The 24,756-nt window shown below is 34.4% G+C and carries 24 protein-coding genes; 11 read left to right on the top strand and 13 right to left on the bottom strand.

Translation table 11 applies throughout. The features are described from left to right. Window positions 1-26 precede the first annotated feature (26 nt). The 3 genes from QYS49_RS17835 to QYS49_RS17825 are packed head-to-tail and all read right to left on the bottom strand — an operon-like array spanning window position 27 to window position 2,797. On the bottom strand, window positions 27-704 hold the full coding sequence (locus QYS49_RS17835; RefSeq protein ID WP_308349308.1) for a nitroreductase family protein: 678 nt from the start codon (window positions 702-704) through the stop codon (window positions 27-29). Beyond that, complete coding sequence (kdsB, locus tag QYS49_RS17830; RefSeq protein WP_308349306.1) at window positions 704-1,444, bottom strand: 3-deoxy-manno-octulosonate cytidylyltransferase; 741 nt, start codon at window positions 1,442-1,444, stop codon at window positions 704-706. Before kdsB ends, QYS49_RS17835 begins: the two co-directional genes overlap by 1 nt. Window positions 1,445-1,450: 6 nt before the next feature. Further along, window positions 1,451-2,797: an NfeD family protein gene (locus QYS49_RS17825; protein WP_308349305.1), complete on the bottom strand. Its 1,347-nt coding sequence runs from the start codon at window positions 2,795-2,797 to the stop codon at window positions 1,451-1,453. 330 nt (window positions 2,798-3,127) lie between these two features. Between QYS49_RS17825 and QYS49_RS17820 the strand changes: the two genes are divergently transcribed. Further along, on the top strand, window positions 3,128-4,639 hold the full coding sequence (locus QYS49_RS17820) for a muramidase family protein (protein WP_308349303.1): 1,512 nt from the start codon (window positions 3,128-3,130) through the stop codon (window positions 4,637-4,639). Window positions 4,640-4,641: 2 nt separating this feature from the next. Continuing rightward, window positions 4,642-5,424 (top strand): TIGR02757 family protein, encoded by a 783-nt coding sequence (locus QYS49_RS17815; RefSeq protein WP_308349302.1) that lies wholly within the window; start codon window positions 4,642-4,644, stop codon window positions 5,422-5,424. Window positions 5,425-5,699: 275 nt separating this feature from the next. Here the strand turns inward: QYS49_RS17815 and xseA are convergent, their stop codons facing one another. The 4 genes from xseA to QYS49_RS17795 all read right to left on the bottom strand — a co-directional run bounded on the left by xseA (window position 5,700) and on the right by QYS49_RS17795 (window position 8,467). Further along, window positions 5,700-6,947, bottom strand: a complete 1,248-nt coding sequence (gene xseA, locus QYS49_RS17810; RefSeq protein ID WP_308349301.1) for an exodeoxyribonuclease VII large subunit — start codon at window positions 6,945-6,947, stop codon at window positions 5,700-5,702. Then, window positions 6,947-7,123: a hypothetical protein gene (locus QYS49_RS17805; RefSeq protein WP_308349300.1), complete on the bottom strand. Its 177-nt coding sequence runs from the start codon at window positions 7,121-7,123 to the stop codon at window positions 6,947-6,949. The genes xseA and QYS49_RS17805 overlap by 1 nt, the downstream gene beginning before the upstream one ends. Continuing rightward, window positions 7,123-8,046, bottom strand: a complete 924-nt coding sequence (locus tag QYS49_RS17800; protein ID WP_308349299.1) for a universal stress protein — start codon at window positions 8,044-8,046, stop codon at window positions 7,123-7,125. The genes QYS49_RS17805 and QYS49_RS17800 overlap by 1 nt, the downstream gene beginning before the upstream one ends. Before the next feature lie 73 nt (window positions 8,047-8,119). Further along, window positions 8,120-8,467: a DUF202 domain-containing protein gene (locus QYS49_RS17795; protein WP_308349298.1), complete on the bottom strand. Its 348-nt coding sequence runs from the start codon at window positions 8,465-8,467 to the stop codon at window positions 8,120-8,122. Between the two features lie 128 nt (window positions 8,468-8,595). Between QYS49_RS17795 and QYS49_RS17790 the strand changes: the two genes are divergently transcribed. The 6 genes from QYS49_RS17790 to QYS49_RS17765 all read left to right on the top strand — a co-directional run bounded on the left by QYS49_RS17790 (window position 8,596) and on the right by QYS49_RS17765 (window position 15,627). After that, window positions 8,596-11,436 (top strand): CHAT domain-containing protein, encoded by a 2,841-nt coding sequence (locus tag QYS49_RS17790; protein ID WP_308349297.1) that lies wholly within the window; start codon window positions 8,596-8,598, stop codon window positions 11,434-11,436. A gap of 226 nt (window positions 11,437-11,662) precedes the next feature. Then, window positions 11,663-12,385, top strand: a complete 723-nt coding sequence (locus tag QYS49_RS17785; RefSeq protein ID WP_308349295.1) for a lysophospholipid acyltransferase family protein — start codon at window positions 11,663-11,665, stop codon at window positions 12,383-12,385. A 139-nt stretch (window positions 12,386-12,524) separates the two neighbouring features. Next, window positions 12,525-12,977 carry a GNAT family N-acetyltransferase gene (locus QYS49_RS17780; RefSeq protein ID WP_308349294.1) on the top strand — a complete coding sequence of 151 codons (453 nt, stop codon included), beginning with the start codon at window positions 12,525-12,527 and terminating at the stop codon, window positions 12,975-12,977. Window positions 12,978-13,024: 47 nt separating this feature from the next. Next, window positions 13,025-13,429 carry a hypothetical protein gene (locus QYS49_RS17775; protein WP_308349293.1) on the top strand — a complete coding sequence of 135 codons (405 nt, stop codon included), beginning with the start codon at window positions 13,025-13,027 and terminating at the stop codon, window positions 13,427-13,429. A gap of 132 nt (window positions 13,430-13,561) precedes the next feature. Beyond that, window positions 13,562-14,257: a TapB family protein gene (locus QYS49_RS17770; RefSeq protein WP_308349291.1), complete on the top strand. Its 696-nt coding sequence runs from the start codon at window positions 13,562-13,564 to the stop codon at window positions 14,255-14,257. A 35-nt stretch (window positions 14,258-14,292) separates the two neighbouring features. Beyond that, window positions 14,293-15,627 carry a M24 family metallopeptidase gene (locus tag QYS49_RS17765; RefSeq protein WP_308349290.1) on the top strand — a complete coding sequence of 445 codons (1,335 nt, stop codon included), beginning with the start codon at window positions 14,293-14,295 and terminating at the stop codon, window positions 15,625-15,627. 56 nt (window positions 15,628-15,683) lie between these two features. On the opposite strand, the gene QYS49_RS17760 is transcribed toward QYS49_RS17765, so the two are convergent. Next, window positions 15,684-16,997 (bottom strand): DEAD/DEAH box helicase, encoded by a 1,314-nt coding sequence (locus tag QYS49_RS17760; RefSeq protein ID WP_308349288.1) that lies wholly within the window; start codon window positions 16,995-16,997, stop codon window positions 15,684-15,686. 130 nt (window positions 16,998-17,127) lie between these two features. On the opposite strand from QYS49_RS17760, the gene QYS49_RS17755 reads away from it, so the two are divergent. The 3 genes from QYS49_RS17755 to QYS49_RS17745 all read left to right on the top strand — a co-directional run bounded on the left by QYS49_RS17755 (window position 17,128) and on the right by QYS49_RS17745 (window position 19,591). Beyond that, entirely contained in the window at window positions 17,128-18,270 is a 1,143-nt protein-coding gene (locus QYS49_RS17755) for a DEAD/DEAH box helicase (protein WP_308349286.1), read from the top strand. Window positions 18,271-18,341: 71 nt separating this feature from the next. Further along, entirely contained in the window at window positions 18,342-18,575 is a 234-nt protein-coding gene (locus QYS49_RS17750; RefSeq protein WP_308349285.1) for a putative signal transducing protein, read from the top strand. 38 nt (window positions 18,576-18,613) lie between these two features. Then, window positions 18,614-19,591 (top strand): phytochrome family protein, encoded by a 978-nt coding sequence (locus QYS49_RS17745; protein ID WP_308349283.1) that lies wholly within the window; start codon window positions 18,614-18,616, stop codon window positions 19,589-19,591. 76 nt (window positions 19,592-19,667) lie between these two features. Here QYS49_RS17745 and QYS49_RS17740 read toward each other — a convergent pair whose 3' ends face one another. The 5 genes from QYS49_RS17740 to polA all read right to left on the bottom strand — a co-directional run bounded on the left by QYS49_RS17740 (window position 19,668) and on the right by polA (window position 24,706). Then, a complete protein-coding gene (locus QYS49_RS17740) occupies window positions 19,668-20,420 on the bottom strand; it encodes an SDR family NAD(P)-dependent oxidoreductase (RefSeq protein WP_308349281.1) in 753 nt (250 codons plus the stop codon). A 73-nt stretch (window positions 20,421-20,493) separates the two neighbouring features. Further along, on the bottom strand, window positions 20,494-20,814 hold the full coding sequence (locus tag QYS49_RS17735; RefSeq protein WP_308349279.1) for a type II toxin-antitoxin system PemK/MazF family toxin: 321 nt from the start codon (window positions 20,812-20,814) through the stop codon (window positions 20,494-20,496). Next, window positions 20,811-21,038, bottom strand: coding sequence for a hypothetical protein (locus QYS49_RS17730; RefSeq protein ID WP_308349278.1), 228 nt, complete (start codon window positions 21,036-21,038; stop codon window positions 20,811-20,813). Before QYS49_RS17730 ends, QYS49_RS17735 begins: the two co-directional genes overlap by 4 nt. Before the next feature lie 158 nt (window positions 21,039-21,196). After that, window positions 21,197-21,745: a crossover junction endodeoxyribonuclease RuvC gene (gene ruvC / locus QYS49_RS17725; RefSeq protein ID WP_308349277.1), complete on the bottom strand. Its 549-nt coding sequence runs from the start codon at window positions 21,743-21,745 to the stop codon at window positions 21,197-21,199. A gap of 150 nt (window positions 21,746-21,895) precedes the next feature. Beyond that, window positions 21,896-24,706, bottom strand: a complete 2,811-nt coding sequence (gene polA, locus QYS49_RS17720) for a DNA polymerase I (RefSeq protein WP_308349275.1) — start codon at window positions 24,704-24,706, stop codon at window positions 21,896-21,898. Window positions 24,707-24,756: the final 50 nt, after the last annotated feature.

Here is a 24,756-nt window from a genome sequence, read left to right as displayed (position 1 = left end):
ACTCACATTAAATGAGTCTCTTTTTTTTACTCAAAAAACACCGAAATCTCACTTAATCCTTTTCTTTCAAGCTTAGGAACGTAAGTTTCCTCTGCAGGATAACCAACGGGTAATAATAAAAAGGGTCTTTCGTTTTTGGGCCTTTCTAGAATTTCAGATAAAAAATTCATAGGGCTTGGTGTGTGGGTTAGCGTAGCCAAGCCAGCTTGATGAATTGCAGAAATTAAAAATCCGCAAGCAATTCCTACTGATTCATTTACATAATAATTGGTTTTCTTCTGGCCTTCTTCCTCATCGTAAATTTTCTTAAAAACCACTATGATATAGGGAACAGTTTCCAGAAATGGTTTTTCCCAGTCAGTACCAATGGGTTCTAAGTCTTTAAGCCATTGATCGCTCATGCGGTTTTGGTAACTTTCTTGTTCTTCTTTCTCTGCCGCTTGCCTAATTTTCTTTTTTAATTCAGGATTAGAAATAATACAGAAAGTCCAAGGTTGTTTGTGCGCGCCTGACGGAGCTGTTGCAGCTGTTTTAACAATGTTTTCTATTGTTTCTTTAGGAACGGATTGATCAGAAAACTCTCTTACTGATCTTCTTTTGTTCATAGATAAATAGAAATCTTTGCTTCTCACATTTAAAGTTTGATTATCTGGATTCTCATGTTTTAATTGAATGTGAGGATGTCCATTTATTAACTTTTCCATCATAATTCCATTTCTTTCAAAGCTTTTTCTACATCTTCAGGCACATCAATTCCAATAGATTCTATTGGAGTAATGGCTGTTCTGATTCGATATCCATTTTCTATCCAACGTAATTGCTCTAAAGATTCTGCTAACTCTAGAGGAGTAGGGGAAAGGGTTACCAATTTTGCTAAAATATCTACCCTATATGCATAAATCCCGATGTGTTTATAATGTTGATGGCTTTTCATCCAGTCTTCTGTTGGGATATTGCGCATATGCGGAATAGGAGATCGTGAGAAATATAGAGCTAATCCGCTATCTGCTTTCAGGGCTTTGATAACATTTGGATTTTGAAGATCTTCTAAGTGGTCAATATTTTTTATTAAGGTGGCAATTTCAGTTTTTCTATTAATTATGCTCCCTAAAAGATCAATTTGTTGCGGATCTATAAAAGGTTCGTCACCTTGGATATTAATAACGAAATCATAACTGCCCCCTATTAATTTCAAAGCTTCATGGCATCTTTCTGTCCCATTTTTGTGATCAGGACTTGTCATGTATACTTCATATCCCAAGCTTTTTACATGATCAAAAATTCGTTCATCATCTGTGGCCACAATCACTTTTTTCAGAACTTTGCTTTTTTTACACTGTTCTATTACGCGTTGAATCATAGATTTACCTGCAATATCAACTAAAGGTTTCCCTGGAAATCTGGTTGAGGCATATCGCGCTGGGATAATTCCAATTATGTCCATATTTTCTTAGTTTTCAGCTTTTTTAACCTTTAAACTTGTGCCACTTTCATCTACTACCACTATTTTTTCTCCTTGTTCTAAATATTCGCCTCTAGTATGTGCATCATACAGTTCTCCTTCTATTTCAACTTTTCCGCTTGGTCTTAAAACTGAAAACACAGTTCCTGTTTTATCAGCTAATCCAGCTTTAATAAATCTTGAAGAATAACCTTCAGTCTTTGATTGAACTCCTTGTAATGCTACTTTTTTGAAAAAATTACTATTAGTTAAACGAACTCCTCCAATAAACATTAAAATTATGCTTCCAAATAATCCAGTTAATGTAGTGAGCAAGGCTCTTGTGATATTTTCTTTTGGCACAAATTCAAAGTCGAACATTTCATTATTAAGCATCATGAATACCAAGGATCCTAAAGTCAAAATCAGACCCAAGATCCCAAATATTCCAAAACCAGGAATTACAAATACTTCAATGGCTATCAGTACTAGTCCAATTATAAAAGCTAAGATCTCCCAATTTTCAGCCAATCCATTTAAATAATAAGGTACTAAATAAAGAACTAAAGCAATGATGGAAGCCATAATCGGAAAGCCTACTCCAGGAGTTTGTAATTCAAAATAAATTCCTCCTATGATGATCAAAATTAATATTCCACTGATGAATGGATTAATGAAAAATGATATAATGGCTTCTGTATTGCTCACCTCATATCGGTGAACTTTGGTAACATCTAATTTCAAATGGGTTAATAATTCTGTTGTGTTATTAAATTCACCTTCGCAAAATCCATATTTCATAGCTTCGGAAGTAGAAAAGGTAATAACTTCTCCTGCTTTAGAGATTCCTTCTATTTCAATTTTTTCATCTACCATGGCTTCCGCTATTCTTGGATCTCTTCCAGATGCTTCAGCTGTTGATCTCATTATAGACCTCATGTAAGACTGATACTTATCTGGAGCAGCTTCACCAGTTTGATTAACTACAGTTGCAGCTCCTATACTTCCACCAGGCGCCATATAAATGCTGTCACATGCAATGGAAATTAATGCACCAGCAGATGCTGCATTATTATCTATAAAAACATAAACGGGGATGTCTAAATTTAAAAGAGCTGAACGAATTTCATCAGCATCATAAAGTGCACCTCCATAAGTATTCATTTCAATTAAAATATGGGAGGAATTTCTGTTTTTTGCTTCTTGAAGTGCGAGCTCCACATATCTATTAGTTCTGACATCAATCTGATCCTTTATTTCCATTATGAATACTTCCTGCTTTACATCAGTGGAATCAGCAAAAATTGGAAATTGAAATATTCCAATAAGAAATAAAATAAGGGCTATTCTTTTCATGTGTAGAAATTATGCATCAATTTAAGAGAATAGTATTTAAGCCACAATAATATGCTATGACATTTTATTATTTTCTACAAAGATAAATTTATGAGTGATTTATATTGATCTGTTTATCTCCATTTTTGTAAATTGTGAAGTCAATTCTTTACAAAGATTTTAGGCGAAATAGAAAATTAAATTAATATTCTATTTTAAACTGCTGTTTTTATAATTCGTATATTGAAATCACGTTTTCTTTATTGATTTGAGAATTAAAACTCAGTTTTATTTTACATATCATTACATAATAACCATTTTTGTAAAGCAATCGGATACCTTAAAAAAAGCATGAAGATAAAAATTTCATTCATCTGTCTATTTTTCTTATTTATCACTTCGTTTAATGTAAATGCTACTGCCGTAGATTCTGTGGGGATTAAAGTTGTAGATGGAAAAAAATATATTATACATAAATTAGAACCTAAGGAAACTCTTTATTCTTTGGGCAAACGCTACCATGTTTCTGTAGCGGAAATTCAAGAAGTAAATCCTAAAGAGAAAGATGGTTATAGTATTGACCAAATCGGTCGTGAGCTTTTAATTCCATATAAAGAAGAGGAATTTGCATCTACTGTAACTACTTCGCAATCTAATGGAAAACAGCATACCGTTAAAGCAGGAGAAACCATTTATTCTATTTCAAAGAAATATGATGTTAGCCAAGATGACCTCATGAAATGGAATAACTTACAATCTACTAGTTTAAGTATTGGGCAGGAATTATGGGTGAGTAACCCCGCTACATATAGCGCTAAAAAAAAGCAGGTTAAAAAGAGTAAAAAGGCTGAAAATAGAGAAAAGACTGAAAAGAAAGGTGAGATTATCCATACTGTGGATATGGGTGAAACTATTTACAGTATATCCAAGCAATATGATGTAAAGCAAAGTGAAATTATTGAGCTCAATAATTTAAAAGATAATAATATAGCGGTTGGGCAGAAATTAATTGTAAAAGCTGAGGTTGCAGAAGAAGCAATGGAGGAAATTGAAAATCCTAAGCCGGAGAATCAAATCCCAAGTGAAAAGAAAATACACTACGCAAAGAAAGGCGAAACTTATAAGAAGGTAGCCGGAATTTATGGATTGCAAGAAACTAAATTGAAGAACTGGAATAAGTTTAAAGAGCCATTTGTTGGAGGTGAGGTAATAAAAATTACTAAGCCAGAAACAGAAGAATTGAAAGTTGTTGCTGATGCTGAGGAAGAAACGGATACAATCAGAGTCGATAAATCAAAAATACACACAGTTGGGTCTGGTGAGACTTTATATAGTCTGTCAGAAAAATATAATGTAGAAGTTGAAGACCTTAGGAAATGGAATAGTTTAGATAATTACCAATTAAGCAAAGGGCAGAAATTATACATTCAAAATCCTGACGCTTTAATGGCAGATGTTGAAATTGAAGAAAAGATAGAAGAGAAGCCAGTTTTTGAAAAGCCTAAAGCAGATTTTAATGAAAATCCTCAAAAACAAGATACTAAAGCTTACTTCACTGTGGAGGAAGAGGATATGCCTAAAATTGATAAGATCAAAGAAAAGGGCGTTGCTGAGGTAATCGAAGGTTCTGAGGGGACGGAAAAATATTTGGCATTACATAGAACTGCTAAGATTGGTACCATCATGCAAGTCAGAAATGATTTGAATGATCAAATCGTTTTTGTAAGGGTTTTAGGAAAATTGCCCAACACTGGGGTTGATGAAAAAGTGATCATTAGAATTTCCAAAAAAGCATTTGAAAAACTGGGCGGAGTAGATTATAAATTCCCTGTTGAAATCAGTTATCTTCCGCTGAAAGATTAAGAATGAAGCATTTTGAGGAAGTAAAATCCTTATTGGATGAAAAGTACGATTTGTATAATCGTCCGGATTTCATTGCGGATGATCCAGTCAGTATACCACATTTATTTACCAAAAAGCAGGATATAGAAATTTCTGCTTTTTTTGCTTCCATCTTAGCTTGGGGACAGAGAAAAACCATTATTAACAAATGCAAAGAATTGATGGCCATGATGGGCAATAGTCCGCATGAGTTTATCTTAAGTCATTCTGAAAATGATTTGAAAGATTTAATGCATTTCAAGCACAGGACTTTTAATGATATTGACACACTTTATTTTATTCATTTCTTTAAAGAGTTTTATCAAAAACATGATAGTCTGGAAGAGGCTTTTCTTTTAGGGAAATCTTCTGATTCAGAATTCATGAAGCAAAGCTTGATTGCTTTCCATCATTTCTTTTTTGCTTCCGAAATAGCTCCTCAAAGAACCCGAAAACATATTGCAACACCTGAACGAAAGTCTGCCTGCAAAAGAATTAATATGTTCTTGAGGTGGATGGTTAGGCAAGATGATAGAGGTGTTGATTTTGGAATCTGGCGTAATATCAAACCAGCTGATTTAATTTGTCCCTGCGATTTGCATGTGGATAGAGTAGCTCGAAAACTTGGCTTAATCCAAAGAAAGCAAACCGATTGGCAAACAGCTGAAGAACTCACTCAAGCTTTAAGAAAAATGGATCCTAATGATCCCGTGAAATATGATTTCGCACTTTTTGGGCTGGGGATTATGGAAGGATATGGGAGGTAATTACGAATTGAGAATTTTGGAATTACGAATTGATTTCAGCTAGTGAGTAGAGAGTATTGTGTAGTTAGGTTTAGGTGATAAGTCTTAAGTCTTAAGTTTTAGGTTTTAAGTAAATTTCTAAGAAAGGATTTAACAGTCTCCAAATAAGTCTAGGTATTATAAGAACAAAAAGCAAATCTAACCTGCCGCTCGCGTCTTGCGAGTGGTAATTACTTGTTCCTCTGGAACATTTACTATATGTAAATTAAGTGATAGATATTAAAGTCAAACTCTCATCAATTTTCCCTTTTCCCAGCAGATTCGACTTTACTTTTAACCTCCTGATTAGCCGTAATAGTCTTCAATTCATCTCCTTTTTTCAATTGCTGTCCCATAATACTTTTTCCATTCAAGCTAGTATAGGAATAGCCTTTTTTGAAAACTGTTTCAGGATTGATTAATTCCAGTGTTTTCCCGTAAATCTCCAGCTTTTGATGAGTGTTTTGGAAGCTTTTACGTATATCATATTGCATTTTCTGCTGGTAGCGACTCAATTGATTTTCCGCTTTATTGAAATGCTTTTTCAATGCGTAGCGCATTGAATGTTTTCTATCATTCAATTTATGCTGTTCTTTTTCTACTTTTTGGTTGAGATGTGCTAAAATGTTATTAGTAGCCAGGTTTATTTTTTCTTCATAAATCCTCATACCTCTAATTAAAAATTCCGCAACCGCAGTTGGAGTTTTTAATTTTGTATGCGCCACCATATCACAAATGGTTTCATCTCGTTCATGACCGATTCCGGTAAAAACGGGTAATGGAAATTGTGAAATATGAGAAGCTAATTCATAATCATCAAAGCAATCCAAATCCACTTGAGCGCCACCGCCTCTTATTAAAATCACTGCATCAAAACTTTCCATTTGCTCATGGATTTGATGTAAAGCAGAAATAATAGTTTGTGCAGATTTATCTCCCTGCATAGTAGCGACAAATAATTTGGTGTGTAATTTATATTGATAATCGTTGTCTAAGATTTGATTCATAAAATCGCCATAGCCCGCTGCAGATTCAGCACTGATAATGGCAATGCGTTGAGGAACCATAGGCAAAGCATGGCTTTTGTTCATCTCAAAAACTCCATCTTCTTTGAGTTGCGCAATGATCTCTTGCTTTTTTCTGGCCCTTTCGCCTAAGGTGAAGTTCGGATCAATGTCTTTTACATTCAGACTTAAGCCATATACTTCATGAAATTGAATCTGAACATTCGCCAAAACCGTCATTCCGGCTTTCAGGTTTTCTCCAGTAATGGACTGAAACCAAGCACTTATGCTTCTGTAGCTGTAAGACCAGATGGTAGCCCTGCTTTTAGAGAGCAACTGATTGCTTTCTTCGTCTTTCTCAACAAATTCAATATAGCAATGACCGTTTCTTGCTTCTCTTAATTCACCTATTTCTGCCACAACCCAATAGGAGGGCTCCAATTGGGTATTAAGCGTGTCTTTTATTAATAAATTGAGGTCTGTAAGAGAAATGTGCTGCATTATTGTGGCACGTTTTGGATATTCTTAACTACATCTTTTACGATGAAAAATAGTACTATTGCAAAACTGATAATGGAAAACCAAAACATAAATCGTTTATTAGCATAAGGAACTTCCTCATCATTTTCTTTGTCGGCAAAAAGCCAACCGTAAAATTTTTCAATGGTTTTACGCATTACAACTCTTTTAAAAACTCCAAAAAGCCAGCATTCTTCCCTTTCGGTCTCACAATCATCAGCGGAATATCATTATCTAGTTGAATTAATCTTTCTGCTATACTACCTAAGAAAAAGGCTGTGGTAGAAGTTCTCCCTTTTGCACCAATTATGATAGCATTTGCATTTATTTCATGCGCTTTGTCAATCATATCAGTGGTTACATCTTCATTAGTGTCTTGAGAGTAAACAGCTTTTATTTTAATATCCTTTGTATCGAATTTACTGATAAATTTTTTGTAATTCTTAACCGCATTTTTTCTCATTACTTCAGTAAACTCTTCAAAGGATTTTCCGGTATAATGATAGCCTGTAGGAACTGTGAATACGTTTTGAATTGTGATTTCAGTAGCATTTTGATTTGAGTGAGCAATATTTATTGCTTCTTCTAAAGCCAATTTAGAATAATCTGAAAAATCACTTGGTACAAGTATTCTATCCATTTTTGGACTGGTGCCTTCAGGGATGATCAACAGACTACAGGCAGCCCTCCTAGCTAATCTTTGAGAAAGAGCACCACTTTCATTAGCTTTTTCTCTTCTGCCTATCACAATCAGATCTATATCCCTTTCTTTAGTGAATTTTAAAATGCTATCAGCAATTTTTCCATTTAGAACATTGAAATGGAATTTGGCATTTTTTTCACCTTTCGAAAATTCTGCAACCTTCGTTTCCATCTCATTTTTCCTTTCTTTAATGGCATTTTCCACCATATCAGGAAACTCTTTCAGCACTTCTTTAGGAATGTAAAGGTTTTTAATGACATTAACGAAATAGATTTCTTCTACTGCAGGTGCATTCGCTAAAAAATCTGCAAACTCCACCATAGTTTGGTCTAATTCTCTTAAATCTAATCCTATTATTACTTTTTTGATTGGGTACATAAGGGTATTATCTGAATTCGGTTACAAAGGTACAAACACTAATTTCCAAACTAATTAAAAATTGAAATAAAAATCATTCACCTTCTTCTTTTTGCTCTTCTTCAAATGGCTTCATTGAATCCTCATCATAAAACTTTTGGAGCTTTCGTTTTAACTTGAAATAACGTATTAATCCATAAACTATCATAAGGAAACTAATTCCAAATGAAAGATAAGCTAACCATTGTATAGTTTGCAAGCTTTCCATTTTCAAAAAGGCAATTCCACCTAAAATCAAATATAAGCTTGTTCGGATGTAAGCAAAGAGTGTTCTCTCGTTGGCTAAGGTGGTTCTCTCTAAAGCTAAAAAGTCTCTTAAAATAATTTTCTCCCTGTTTTTGTAATCAGGAACTATCTTAGGCATTCTTAATTTTCTCATCATTTTAAAAAGTTGAGTGTTAATTATATTTCTTAACCTACGTTATGGATATATCGCTAATTATTTTACTTATTTTTATGAAAATTGTTCATTTTTATTAGCATTAACAAAAACAAAACGAATTCTTAGCTATGTCTTTTTTCTTAAAAGTAGTTTTAAAATCCTTTTTATTATTGTCAATTTTCTTTTATACGCATAATTCAATAGCACAATTTGGAATTGGAGATGCACTGAAAAAGAAAGCTGAAAAGTTAGTGAAAGATAAGTTAATGGAAAAAACTGAGGAAAAACGTGAAAGTTATGATACACTTTCCTTCAATTATGCCATTGCATTTCTAGATAAAACCGAATCATTTGAGAACCAACAAAAAGGTGAAGGCTTAATTAAAACGGCCAATTTCCTTTTAAGGGATGATGAACCCCAAACTGATTTGGAAGCGGCAAGGGATATTTATGATTTTGGTCGATTGAATTACAATATGGGAAACCAGTTTATGGCTGAAACAAATCTAAAATTAGCCAAATTTAAATATGAACAAATTTCTCGTACCAATGAACCTAATTATTTGAAATCAATTGGACTTTTAGGTCTTCTTTACAGTGATATGGGACGCTATACTAAGGCTGAAGAATTCACTGAAAAAGCTTTAGATGGCTGGGAAAAGCTGCAAGGAAAAGAAAGTATTGGCTATTTGGCTGAATTGAATAATTATGCAGTGCTGCAAATTAATTTGGGAAATTTCATTGAGGCAGAAAAAATTATTCAACAATTGGGTGAAAATCTAAATGCTGAGAAAGAAAATGAAATGCTTCCTTATGCCATTTATTTGAATAACGAAGCGATTTTAAATCAATACATGGGTAGAGCAGATGAAGCTTTAGGTTTGATGCATGAATGTAATGAAATTGCCAAAGAAAGTTTAACAGAGAAAAACAGTACGTATCTTCAATTTTTGACCAATAGAGCCATTCTCGAACAAGAAAATGGAGATTTGGAAACTGCAGAAAAGACCTTTCAGGAAGTACTCGATTTGCAAGAAAGCAGATTAAAACTGAATGCTAAAAACGACCCTGATTATGCACATATGAAATCTAATATTGCGGCTTTGTATGTGGAAAAAGGAGAATATGATAAAGCGGAGAAGGCATTAAAACTCGCATTGGAAATTTATGAAGGAGAATTCGGAGCAGAACACTTGACCACAGCAGGTACTCAATCTGATTTAGGGAATCTCTACAGATTTTTGGGTGAGAATGAGAAAGCTGAGTCTTTATTGCAATCAGCACTATATACTCGAGAAAGGAAATTATCCAAAACGCATCCTAAGGTGGTGAAAAGCCAGGAAGATTTGGCTTTATGGTTTTGGGCAAATGGCCAAATGGAATCAGCTCAAAGCTATTTCAAAAAGGTAATGGGTACCAGTCAGGAATTTATAAAAGATTATTTCCCTGCTTTAAGTGAGGCTGAAAAAACCAAATACTGGGAACAGCTGAAACCTCGATTCTTTCGGTTTTATAATTTTGCACTAGAAAATTATCAGGAATATCCAGAGCTCTTAGAAGACTTTATGCAATATAGATTATCTACCAAAGGGATTCTTTTAAGTGCTTCTACTGCTTTAAGAAATGCAATCTTCAGTCAAAATGATGAAGAATTGACCGCTCTTTACGAACAATGGTTGGATCAAAAACAGCAATTAGCAAACGCTTATGCATTAAGTGATGAAGAAATTAAAGAACAATCTTTAAATGTTGATTCACTTGAGAATGCCACCAATAAAACAGAAAAACAATTGTCTGTTAAATCAGAAGCCTTTTCAACTGCTTATGAAGGAAGGAATACGGATTACAAAGCACTTTTAAGTAGGTTGCAGCCTGGTCAAGTGATGGTGGAAATCGTGCAATATCCAATTTTTGATAAACAATTGACCACAGAACATGCCTATGCTTATGTGATTTTGAAAAAAGGAGCCAGCAAACCTGAAATTGTAATTAACAATAAAGGAAATCTACTGGAAAAAAGATATTACTCCTACTACAATAACGTCATCAATCAGAAAATGAAAGATGATTATTCCTATGCTCAATATTGGAAGAGTTTAGAGAATGAAATTGGAAGTGCAAGTAGAATATATTTATCGCCTGATGGGATTTACAATCAGGTGAATATGAATACGCTTCAGCAACCGAATGGGAAATACCTTATTCAAGATCATGACATTCGATATATTGGTCATCCTAATGATATTCTATTTGAGAAGTCGGCTCAATCAGCTGCTAAGCAAACGGCTTTCTTGATGGGAGATCCTAATTTTAATAGCCAAAGCATAGCCCAGCTGCCAGGTACAAGAAAGGAAATAGAGGATATTTCAAAATATCTTTCACCTAGCATGAATATGCAGAAATACCTAAGCAATGAAGCTAATGAATCAAATTTAAAGCAGGTGCAATCCCCTAAATATTTACATTTGGCGAGCCACGGTTATTTTTTGGAGGATAAACAAGCAAATGATAATTTGTTCGGGGTACAGTTACAATACATCAGACAAAATCCACTATTGCGTTCTGGCTTGTTGTTGACAGGAGCCGGAGCTGAGGAAAGTTCAGGAAGTTCACAGTCATTTAATCAAAGTAATAATGGCTTTTTCTCTGCTTATGAAGCCATTAACCTGAATTTAAATAATACCGAAATGGTAGTGCTTTCTGCATGTGAAACTGGAAAAGGCGATGTGAAAGCAGGTGAGGGCGTGTATGGTTTGCAAAGGGCTTTCATTGTAGCAGGAGCTGAATCTCTAGTCATGAGTTTATGGAAAGTGGATGATACCGCCACCCAAAAATTGATGTCAGGATTTTACCGGGAAAACGTGCAAGGAAAAGCAATTCCTGATGCATTTAGATCGGCACAATTGGCAATGTTGAATGAATATAAACATCCATACTATTGGGGTGCTTTTATTATGTTTAGTAGGTGATTTTATTTACTACAAAATAACCTTAGCATGTCATTACTGAAATTTCTGAAGCGTAGCGGAAGAAATTATAAGGGATTTTCTGATTCAATGTAGGTGTGTAGCAAAAAAGCCAATTTAAATCATACTTTAATATGAGCTAAAACTCATATATTCAAAGAAAATTTCTCTTAAAACAGGAAATTTCAGCATCTTTGTCCTTACAAATCAAATTATTACATCAGAATAAATGCTGAAATTTTTCCGATTCATCTATACTTTTTGGGCTTTACTGGTTTTTCATGTTTTCATGATTATCCTTTTTCCTGTTTTTATTATTCCATCACTTATTTCAAAAAAGGGGAGTAAGTTAAGCTTTAAAGCAATCCGTTTGTGGTCTTTTCTTTTTAGTTTTTTTAACCGAATTATTTACAAAGTAGAAGGGAAAGAGCACTTTAAAAAAGGACAGAATTATGTGATAATCTCTAATCACACCTCATTTTTGGATACTCCTGCCATTCCTCAAGCCATAGATGCTCCCTTCAAGGCTTTAGCCAAAAAGGAATTAACTAAAATTCCGATTTTTGGGATAATAATTAAGACTATTACTGAAGTAGTGGACAGATCTAATCCTCGAAGCAGACAAAAAAGTAAAGATCGACTGAATGAAGTGCTGAAAAATGAGAATTCTATTTTAGTTTTTCCTGAAGGCACCATGAATAGAACGGATAAACCACTTCAAGGCTTTTATGATGGTGCATTTAGAATAGCCATAGATGCACAAGCTCCAATTTTACCAGTAGTTATAAAAGGAGCTGCTAAGTTAATGAAGCCAAGCAGTTTTCTGATGAAACCAGGAAAAATTGATGTGAAATTATTAGCTCCTATTTCAACTGTAGGGTTAACTCATAAAGAGTTGCCTCAATTGAAAGCTGAGGTAGTGGAGAAGATGCAGGCTGAGTTGATGGGGTGATAGTTTTACGAAAGTAATAGAATTGTAAGAGGTTTATAAGGTTATCATAATTCCTGGGGCCCAGTCAGTACTAATTGGAAATGAATGTGTTTCTTTGAATGTCATCCTTTGCCTATACAAGATCAAAATTAATTTAAAAATGGAATTTAAATATATTGACATCAAGAATGAATTGTATTCTAAGGCAAAGGAAATCCGAATTAGATGTTTTTTTAATGGGATGAAAAATGCTGATGACCTGATAAACGACAAATATGAAAAAAATGGGCATCACCTAATATGTATTGGAGAAAGTAAAGAAGTATTAGGTACCGGAAGATTGAATGTTGAAAACACAAATGGAATTATATCTCAAATGGCTATCAAGCCAAAACATCAGAAATTAGGCATAGGAAAGGAAATACTAAACCATTTGCTGCTAAAGTGTGAAAATATGGGATTGGATGCTATTGAACTGAATGCAAGAGAAACGGCAATTAATTTTTATATAAAAATGGGGTTTGAGACATCTGGAGATAAATATCCTTCTCAAAAAACAGGGATTATTCACCAAAAAATGATTAAAAAGCATAAGAATAGAGCCTATAAATAACTTTGCTAGAACAAGTGTTCTCTTTTATTAGAATAAAAGCTGTATTAATGAATAAAATACAAGGACCTATATTTTTATTAATTTCTGTTTGGGTCTTGATTTCATGTACCCGTAAAAATGAATATGAGTTTCAGGTTATAAACCAAACAGATTATAATTTGGACAGATTTGCATTAGGTAATGGAAATGATAAAATTAATATGGAATTAAGTCCGCATGATACTTCCAATATTATTATTTATGATTTTGCAGGAACATATTTTAATTTTACTGAACCAATGTTGTACTTGGCTGTAGTAGAATACAGTGATTCAAGTAAGACTTATTCAAATGATATAGGGCATATGACATCAATTCCTGATTTAAGCAGGAATAACTTAAATATAATAGAAATAAATTTAGCCGATACTGCTAAATATGAGAATGATATTTTTGATTTTGTAGTTAATTAATAGCTATATCCTGTCTTATTAAGGTACACTCCCTACTGGCTCAAGCATCTCCATTGGCCAATGCCTAATCCTAAACGCCATTGCCACTATCAAGATAAAATTGTAATTTGGTAAAAACTAAATCTCCGAATTATGAAAAATTTACTGAAAGGACTGACATTAATTTTTATTTTATCGATCCCATTTAAATCATGGGCTCAATCATCGGATTGCAATCCTTATTTTTTACTAGAAGATGGTAGAAAATGGACTTCAGCTAATTATAGCGCAAAAGACAAATATCAAGGAAAGCAAAGCTATGAGGTTTTATCGCTTTCAGAGGGAGAAGATGGTAAACTCACTGCCAATGTTATGCTCATTTCTTATGACAAAAAGGATAAAGTGGTAATGGAGAAAGAAGTGGAATTTACTTGCAAAGACGGGGTGGTAGAAATGGATATGTCTAAATACATTCCTGAAGAAACTATGGAAGGCTTTAAAAATATGGATGTTGAAATGGAATTTGAGGCCATTACAATTCCTGATAATTTAGAAGTAGGTCAATATTTAAAAGATGGTGGAGTCAATATGACTATATCAGGTCCGATGCAAATGAATATGGCAATTAAAATACAGGATAGGAAGGTGATGGCTAAGGAAACCATTGAAGTCCCTGCTGGAACGTATGAAGCCTGGAAAATTAACTCCATTGTGAAAATGGATATGATGATGACCCGAGAAACCAAAAATGTGGAATGGATAGCTAAAGATGTTGGGCTTGTCAGAAGTGAACAATACGATAAAAATGGAGATTTGAATAGTTATTCAGTTTTAACAGAAATTAATTAATCAAAGTATATTACAGGTCTTAGCACTTAAAAATTATGAAAATCAAATATATATACACGCTTTTAGTCTCGTTTTTCATTACCCAAAACTGTTTTGCTCAATATCCTGAAATCCTCAATTTGGAGGATCAAGCCAAACTGGAGGATGAAATTTTGAAAGAACGTTTTGAAACTGTTTTACCCGAAATTATGGAGAGAACAGAAATTGATATGTGGCTCATAATTTCCAGCGAATATAATGAAGATCCAGTAATCAAAACGATGTTGCCTTCTACTTGGATGGCTGCAAGGAGAACCACAATGCTGGTCATATATCAACCAGAAAAAGGAGCAGAATTACAAACTCATGCTGTTGCCAGATATGATGTAGGTGAGGTGTTCAAAAGAGCTTGGGATCCTGATACCCAAGCTGATCAGTGGAAGAGATTAGCCGAAATTATTGCAGAAAAGAACCCTAAGAAAATCGGAGTAAATATGTCAAATGATTTTTCTCATGCAGATGGGTTAGTTAAATCTGAATATGATTTATTGATGGGAGTACTATCGAAATCACAACAGAAAAAAGTGGTTTCTGCTGAAAAATTGGCAGTTGGTTGGCTAGAAACACGTACTGAAAGAGAAAGAGTGATTTATGAGCATTTATGTAATATTGCCCATAAAATAATTGCAAAAGGATTTTCATTAGAAGCTATAACGCCAGGGGTAAGCACGACCGATGATTTAGTATGGTGGTATCGCCAGGAAATTAACAAATTAGGATTAAAGACCTGGTTTCATCCAACGGTGGATGTACAAAGAGCAGATCCTGAAAGTTTTGATCATTTGAGAAGCTTCAGTAAAAGACCTGATTTGCAAATCATTCAACCTGGAGATTTACTACATGTTGATTTTGGGATCACTTATTTGAGGCTAAATACAGATACACAACAGCATGCTTATGTTTTAAAGCCAGGTGAAGATAGAATCCCAAATTATTTGGTAAAAGCATTTGAAGAAGGGAAAAGTGTCCAAGACCATTTGACCAATCAATTCCAAATGGGTAGAACAGGTAATGAAATGTTATTAGCAGCTTTAGAAGAGGCAAAAGCAGAAGGATTGAAACCTACTATTTACACCCATCCAATTGGCTATCATGGTCATGCCGCAGGTCCGACCATCGGTATGTGGGATTCACAAGGTGGAGTTCCAGGCAGTGGCGATTATCCATTATATCCAAACACTGCTTATTCCATAGAATTGAATGCAGCCGTTTTTATAAAAGAATGGAATAAGGAAATCAGAATTATGTTGGAAGAAGAAGCCTTTTTTGATGGGGAAGAAATCTATTATATCGATGGCAGACAGGAAGAGATATATGCTATTCCTAGATAAATCCAACTAATTATGATCTTCACATAGCCCAAGCTTTAGCTTGGGCTTTTTCTTTCTTAAATAGTCTTAATCCTTACTTTTTTCTTCTTTAATCTACTATTATCTAGGGTTTTAACTAAATTATTTGCCTTTGCAGCATTTATGGCTACAAAAGCACAGTCTGATTTTAGTTCAATGACTCCAATGTCTTCTTTCTGAAGTTTGCCCTCTTTCATAAATAAACCAGCAATATCTCCTTTTGAAATTTTATCTTTTCTTCCTCCGGAAACGAATAGCGTTTGAAATTCTATTGCATCAGTATTTGTATTATCTATTTCTTGGATTGACATATAGTCTGCTTCTATAAAATGAGGAAGTTTTTCTTCCGCCCCTTCCAAAACATAGGCTATTCCGGATTGATGCATACGAGCCGTTCTACCATTTCGGTGAGTGAATTCCTCTTCTTTAACGGGTAAATGATAATGAATGATAAATTTTATTTCAGGTATGTCAAGTCCTCTTGAAGCCAAATCAGTGGCTAGTAATAAATGATAGCTACCATTTCTGAATTTTATTAAGGCTCTTTCCCTATCTTTTTGTTCTAAACCACCAAAAAAGCAACCATGGTTTATTTTATGCTTATTTAAATATTCACTGACTCTTTCTATGCTGTCTTTAAAGTTACAAAAGACAATACCCGGTTGGCCTTCTAATTTCTGAATTAATTGCCCCAAAGTTTCCAGCTTATCCTTATCAGGAGATTTTATGATTTTGATGGTTAATTTATTAATCTTTTCATCCAAATAATTGATATAAAAAGGGTCTCTTAAACCAATGAATTCTGGAATGGATTTTGGTTCTGTGGCAGATGTTAAAATTTTTCTTCTTACCTGCGGAAGCTCCCAAACAATGGCTTTCATTTCTTTTTCAAAGCCGATTTCCAATGATTTATCGAATTCATCCAATACCAAAGTTTTAATACTTTTTACAGCAAAACTTTCTCTTTCTATATGGTCAGCAATTCTTCCAGGAGTTCCTATTAAGATAGCAGGTGGATGCTGTAAGTCAATTTTATCTTTGGCTCCAGCTCTTCCTCCATAAATGGCATTGGCTTTATATCCGCTTCCCAATTCTCTTACCACTTGTTCAATTTGCAGAGCCAATTCACGTGAAGGAACGATTATTAGTACTTGAATTTCTTTACATTCAGGGTCTAGCGATTCTATAATGGGCAACAAAAAAGCTAATGTTTTACCACTACCAGTAGGGGACAGTAGAATGGTGTCCTCAGAAGTTTTGAGAACTTGTTGCACTTCTTTTTGCATAGGATTTAATCCTTTTATGCCCAATTTGGCTAGCATTTCAGCCTGAGATTTGATTTTTTGAATCATTATGCAAAGCTACGGAATTTAAGTTTGATTATGACAGCTGAATTAAGTCTCAAGTATTATATCTCATATTTAGAGTAATTCATGGTGAAAAATGAATAAATTTGTGCTCTAATTAATAAAGCTCACCTATATGTCATTTTCCAAGTTTAACTTGCCACTATCACTAAGCACTACCCTGAAAAAACTGAAAATAGAGAATCCGTTCCCTATTCAGAAAGAAGTTATTCCACAAGCGCTGGAAGGCAAAGACATACTAGGAATAGCCAAAACAGGATCTGGTAAAACTTTATCTTATGTTTTACCGATTTTAACTAGGCTGAATTTTTTTCCTGAAGCTAGAAATCGTCAACCACAAGTCTTAATTCTGGTACCTACGCGTGAATTAGCTCAACAAGTATTAGAGGTTTTTAAGCTTTTTATAGATACTGATAGAAATCAAAATAAGACAATTACTGCTTTCGGAGGAACTTCAATCAATCCACAGATGCAGTCAATGGGGGAGGTGAAAATCTTGATTGCAACGCCAGGTAGACTATTGGATTTAGTTTCATCAAATGCCTTAAAATTAAGCAGTCTGCAACTTTTAGTGATTGATGAGGCTGATAAATTATTGAATTCTAACTTTAAAGAAGAGTTGGATAATATTTTGAAGCTAATACCCGGTACGGCTCAGAAATTACTGTTTTCCGCAACTTTAAGCCCTGATGTGCAAAAATTAAATCAGCTTTACCTTAACAAGCCTTCAATTATAAAAATTGAAAATGAGAAAGAAAATCTAACACTAATTAAGCAATCTGCTTTTGCAGTGGAACCGGATAAGAAAGGACCATTTCTTCGTTATTTAATAAAATCAAAAGAATTAAAGCAGGTTATGATTTTCACATCCTCTATTAACACGGCAGATAAAGTAGCCGATAAATTGAGAAAGAATGGAGTAGAGGCATTGGCTGTTCATAGTAAGAAAAGTCAGCATGCAAGAAATCAATCCTTAAAAGATTTCAAAGCGGGGAAAGTTAATGTTTTGGTGACCACCGATCTTTTATCCAGGGGTATTGATATTGAATTTTTACCTTATGTGATCAATTATGAATTACCTCGTTCGCCAAAAGATTTTGTTCATAGAGTAGGAAGGACCGGTAGAGCGGAGCACTCCGGAGAAGCTATTTCATTGATTTCCCCTGAAGAGCAACACCATTTTGAAGTGATACAAAAGAAGATTAAGTATAAAATTGATTTAGCGGAGATAACAGATATTGATTTACATGGCTTTTAAAGTCAAACAGCGAATCATGGTTTAAAACATAATCTTGAAAGAAATCCTATATTTTCCTTATCTTTAATTGTATGAAGAATAAGCAAAATGATATGATTAGGGTATATAGTGATACTGAAGTCAATATTAACAGGGTCAGTGCTGAACTTGCAAAAAAAGGAATCCCTTCTTTAGTGAAAAACGAATTTCAGTCAGCTGTGATGGCTGGATTTGGCGCTTCTCCTAATGCAGTGGATTTATATGTAAATGAGTCAGATTTGGATGAAGCATCGAAATTGATTGAAGATCTGAATCAAGACAATTGAGTTTGGTGATCAGTTCTTTCGTATTAAATTTAGAATGATTGGATAAGAAATTATTTAAAAATCAACATATAAGGGATGTCATTTTGAGTGTGATATTCGGATTGCTTTCTACTCTATTAGGGCTGGTTAAATTTAATATTCCAGGTTTCACGGCTGCTATTAGCAGTTTGAACGAGATTCCTCTATTGATTAGTGTTTTTTATATAAGCAATCCATTCTATCTTATTATTTCAGTTGTTATCTCAGCTTTAACCACTCCAGATCAAGGTTCTGTTTATTCCACTATTTTAATGCATGCTGGAGGCTTAGCTTTTTTTGGAGTCTACTATCATTTGATTTTAAAGAAAAATTCAGAACAATTAGTCAAAAGTATTTTATTCTGCGCAGTAGGAATTACTCTTTATTATGCTGTATTCTTGATTCCAATTTTTATTATCACTAATCAATTATTGGGGTTAAATGAAACTGATTTTATTCCATTTTATACTGAATTGAGAAGTTCTTTGTATTTCGAATATATAACTTCTCTATTAGTTGTAACTTTGTTTTTAGTTCAATTTAATTATGGAAAAAAATTACAAAAATACTCTATTAGTTTAGAGGAAATAGTAAGTGAACGTACTGAAGAATTAAGAAGCACGATTGAAGAACTCAACCATGCTAATGAGGAGTTGACTTTCATGAATGATGGTCTTGATTTGATTGTGAAAAATAGAACAACTGAACTTGAAGAAAGAAACTATCAGCTTACTGAATATGCATTTATTAATTCTCATTTACTAAGGGCCCCTTTAGCAAGAGTTCTAGGACTAACAGACCTAATTCGGATGGAAAGTACTGATCCAAGGACAAAGGAGCTTATGGATAAACTATTTAACTCATGTGGAGAATTGGATGAGATTATTAAATTGATGAGCACTCAATTATCCGGTGGGAGTATTTTGAGTACAACTCAAAAGGAAAATTTAAAGAATAAAATAAATGAGATTATTGCTCAACGCGATAACCTAAATTAAAGAATAGAGGCTAAAATCAAGATTACATCTATATCATCCAAACTTCAATACCTATTCACTTCAATACTGTCAAACTTCAAGACTTATTCACCATGGTTGAGGCAGCCTGAGCAGTTGGGAAAATCAATACATCAGCTAAATTTACATGTGCAGGTCGAGTTGCCATAAACAAAATCAAATCGGCTATGTCTTCAGCTTTTAGAGCATCATATCCTTCGTAAACTGTTTTGGAGCGATCCTCATCGCCTTTAAATCTTACTAACGAAAATTCAGTTTCCACCAAACCTGGCGCTACTTGAGAAACCTTAATCCCATATTTGTTTAAATCCATTCTCATTGAGCTATTTAAAGCATCTACGGCATGTTTGGAGGCACAATATACATTCCCATTTGGATAAGCCTCTTTCCCTGCAACTGAACCGATATTGATGATATGCCCTGCTTTCTGGCCAATCATTTTTTGAATAATTGGTTGAGAAACGTATAACAAACCTTTTACATTAATGTCAATCATAGCTTCCCAATCTTCCATATTTCCGTTTTCGATTGATGCTAATCCATGTGCATTTCCAGCATTGTTTATGAGTAAATCAATGGTTGCCCATTTTTCGGGAAGACTTTCTATAGCATTTAGCACTGCTTTTTGATCGCGAACATCAAAATTTAGTGTATGGATTTCAGTTTCTTTGCTTAATTCCTTTTTCAATTCATCAAGCCGTTCTTGTCTTCTTCCGGTAGCAATGATTCTAAATCCGTTTTTACCTAAAAGTAGGGCAGTAGCTCGACCGATGCCTGATGTTGCGCCTGTTATAAATGCTGTTTTTTTCATAGTTTTTATTTTCTCACAAAAATTCTCTCTCAGAAAACACTGAAGGTCACAGAAAGAATATTTGATTAATTGTTTAATTTAGATCGAATAGTGCTTTTAAATTTTCATTTAGTCTTTTATGTAATTTGGAATCTAACTCGCTAATTTCACCAAGGATTAAATTTTTATGGAGAGTAACAATTTTGGATAATCTTAAAATAGATGCTTTTTTTAATCCATTAATACTAGATGGTTCAAGTAGAATATCTGACTTTTCCGTCCAATTGAGTTGTGTAGAAATAAAAGCTAAGATGATATCTGATTCTTTATTTACTAAAATTATTGCTGGACGTATTTTGCTACCTTTTAGATCAGTAAATGGAAATGGGACCAAGACAATTTTGCCTTTTTTCATTTATACTTAATTTTCAAATCTTCTACAGTATATAAATCTTCTTCATCTTCAAGAAATTGATAGGATTGAGATTGATTTGCTAATTGAGTCAAGCCATTTTGTAGCATATCTTCTTCATACTTTTTCAGAATGTAGCTAGCATAGTCTTTGACTTCTAGGATTTTTTCGTCAGACATTTTATCTAAGATATCAACAGTATCTTGAATTAAATTAGCTTTTTCCATTTGATTTACAATTTATGGTTGATTAAATATATAAACAAAAGCAGAAGAATGAAAATTCGATTAGGTAGGTTTTAGTAAGCTTAATTAATAATCCTTATCAAACTTTTTAAATCTGAACTTGTCAACCTGACAACAAGTAAACTTGCCAACTTATCAACTTATTTTTTAACCCTACTCGGATTATCATTGATAAAGGCTTTCCAGCTTTTTGGGCCACTTGTAGTTTTACCGCCTTGAAAGTGATGACATACTGCGACACCTAATGCATCGGTGGCATCTAAAAGTTTTGGGATTTCCTTGATGCCTAATAATGTCTTCAACATTTCGGCAACTTGTTCTTTGGAGGCATTTCCGTTACCCGTAACAGACATTTTCACTTTTTTAGGAGCATATTCAGTGATGGGTAAATCTAATCGTAGCGCAGCCGCCATAGCTACTCCTTGGGCACGCCCTAATTTTAACATAGATTGGATGTTTTTGCCAAAGAATGGTGCTTCCAAAGCCACTTCATCTGGGCTGTATTCTTCAATTAAGTTGGTTACTCTTTCAAAGATTTTACGCAATTTGATTTCATGATTGGCATACTTAGAAAGGTGAATTACCCCGTACTGTAACATGGTCATTTTATTGCCTGTAATTTGAATTACGCCATAGCCCATCACGGTTGTCCCTGGATCAATCCCTAATATGATTTTGTCTTTAGGCATATTTTTTAATTCACTTTATTGCTTTTTGCTTATAAATCCTCGGCTTTTTTGCTCACAGAAACCCACAGAAAAGCTATTTTATGCCAACCTAGTTTCTGCAAAATATCTTCTACAACTAAACACCTCAACACATCTCCACTTCAACACCTGTTAATGCGCCTCACTCCAATTATCGGCTATACCCACCCCGATTTCCATGGGAACATCCAATTCCATGGCATTCTTCATTAAATCCACTACTTTATCTTTTAACTTATCGATTTCATCTTTGTGAGCATCGAAAATCAATTCATCATGCACCTGCATAATCATTTTGGATTTTAAATTCTCTTTTTCCATCCATATGTGAATATTGATCATGGCAATTTTTATCATATCAGCAGCACTTCCCTGAATAGGAGCATTGATGGCATTTCGTTCGGCATAACCTCTGATGGTTTGGTTTCGGGAATTAATATCTCTTAACCATCTTTTTCTGCCTAAAATGGTAGTCACGTATTCATTAGCTCGAGCTTCTTCTTTTATTTTTTCCATATAGTCGTGGACTTTAGGAAATTCCTTGAAATAAGCTTTTATGATATCGGAAGCTTCAGTTCTTGAAATGTTAAGGTTTTGCGCCAATCCGAATGCAGATATTCCATAAATAATACCAAAGTTCACCTCTTTAGCTTTTCTTCTCATTCCAGGATCGACATCTTCTAATTCAACGCCAAACACTTTAGCAGCAGTGGTAGCGTGAATATCACGACCATTTTTGAAGGCTTCCATCATAGCTTCATCTTGTGAGAATGCTGCCATAATACGCAATTCAATTTGAGAATAATCCGCAGCCATGAGCTGGTAATTTTCATCTCTGGGTACAAAGGCCTTTCTGATCAACCTGCCCTTTTCAGTTCTAATTGGAATGTTTTGCAAGTTCGGATTATTGGAGCTTAATCGACCTGTGGCGGCAACTGCTTGACGATAATCAGTATGCACTCTTCCATCTTTTTTACTGATCAATTTCGGTAAGGCATCCACATAAGTTGATTTCAATTTCTGATACTCGCGGAATTCTAAAATTTTATCCGCAATTTCATGTTCATTTGCTAGTTTGGATAAAATTTCCTCTCCAGTGGCATATTGACCCGTTTTGGTTTTCTTTGGTTTGTCCACCAATTTCATTTTATCAAAAAGAATCTCGCCCAATTGTTTTGGTGAGGCAATGTTAAATTCTTGTCCAGCTAATTCAAAAATTTTCTCTTGAGCTTCCAAAGCAGCAGTTTCCAATTCCTTTGACATTTTAGCTAGAGCATCTTTATCTATTTTAACGCCTTCATATTCCATTTCTGCCAAAACATAGGACAGCGGCTCTTCCACTTCATGTAAAAGTTTTTCAAGATTATTTTCTTTAATTTCCTTTTCTAAAAGGTGCTTGAGCTGCAAAGTAATATCTGCATCCTCTCCAGCGTATTCCACTACATCTTCAACAGGAACATCACGCATATTTCCTTGTTTTACTCCTTTTTTACCTATCAAATCCGTAATAGATACAGGGCTGTAATTCAAATAATTCTCTGCCATCACATCCATATTGTGACGAGTTTCTGGATCAAGCAGATAATGAGCCAACATAGTGTCAAACATCTTTCCTTTTACCCTTACGCCATAATTCCGCATCACCTGAATATCATATTTCAGGTTTTGACCAATTTTAGTGATGTCCTCATTTTCCAAAACCTCCTTGAATTCATCTGCAATCTTTTGTGCTTCCTTTTGATCGGCTGGAAAGGGAACATAATAAGCTTCACCTGCAACATAAGAAAAGGCAAGTCCTACTAATTCGGCATCGGTTGGTTCCAAATCAGTGGTTTCTGTATCAAAACAAAATTCATCCTGAATAGATAGATAGGTTAGGAGATCTTCTCTAAGCTCTGGAGTGTCAATTAAATGATATTGGTGCTTGGTATTCGCTAAGGTCCTTCTTTCTTCTGGTTCTTCATCCTTTTCTGCCCCTTCTTCTGGTGTGTCCGTAAACATAGACATTTGTGCAGGATCAACTTTAGCTGAAGATTTCGAAGGTGCAGCTGGTTCTTCACCTAAAACCCTTTTCATGATGGTTCTGAACTCTAGTTCCTCAAATAATTCTCTTAAGACTTCTTCATTAGGTTCATCCAAAACCAATTTATCAGGCTCGTAAGCCAAAGGGACATCTACTTTAATGGTAGCCAATTTCTTGGAAAGTAGTGCCTGCTCTTTATTAGCTTCCACTTTTTCCTTCATCTTTCCTTTTAGCTCATCAGTATGTTCCAATAATCCTTCCACTGAACCATATTGCTTTAGGAATTTGATGGCGGACTTCGCACCAACTCCTGGTATTCCGGGAATATTATCTGCAGCATCACCTTGCAATCCCAAAATATCAATTACTTGCTCAACTCGATCGATATCAAATTTCTTTTTAACTTCTTCAATACCCAAAATATCTACTGCATTGCCCATAAAAGCAGGTTTGTAGAGGAATACATTATCTGTAACCAATTGGGCAAAATCCTTGTCTGGTGTCATCATATAAACTTTGTATCCTTCTTCCCCGGCTTGCCTGGCAATCGTCCCTATAATATCATCCGCTTCATAACCATCCATGATGAGCACGGGAATATTAAATGCCTCCACAATCTTTTTTACATAAGGTATGGCAACTCTAATATCCTCAGGTTGCTCGTCTCTTTGTGCTTTATAGGCAGGAAATTCCACATGACGAAAAGTTGGAGTAGATGTGTCAAAAGCTACACCAATATGGGTTGGTTTCTCCTTTTTCAATATTTCCAAGAGACTATTGGTAAAACCTAATGCCGCACCAGTATTCATTCCTTTAGAGTTGATTCTAGGGGTTTTACTAAAAGCAAAATGTGCACGGTAGATAAGTGCCATTGCATCGAGAAGAAATAATTTTTTATCTGATTCTGGTGTATTGCTCATTTGTAATTTGATTCTGAAGTTAAACAGTTTTTAAAGGTAGAAAATCTTTA

Origin of the sequence: Marivirga salinae, assembly GCF_030503855.1 — a bacterium.
GTDB classification, from domain to species: domain Bacteria; phylum Bacteroidota; class Bacteroidia; order Cytophagales; family Cyclobacteriaceae; genus Marivirga; species Marivirga salinarum.
The sequence above is the reverse complement of the archived record's forward strand: the minus strand, read 5'-3'. Positions and strand labels throughout refer to the sequence as shown.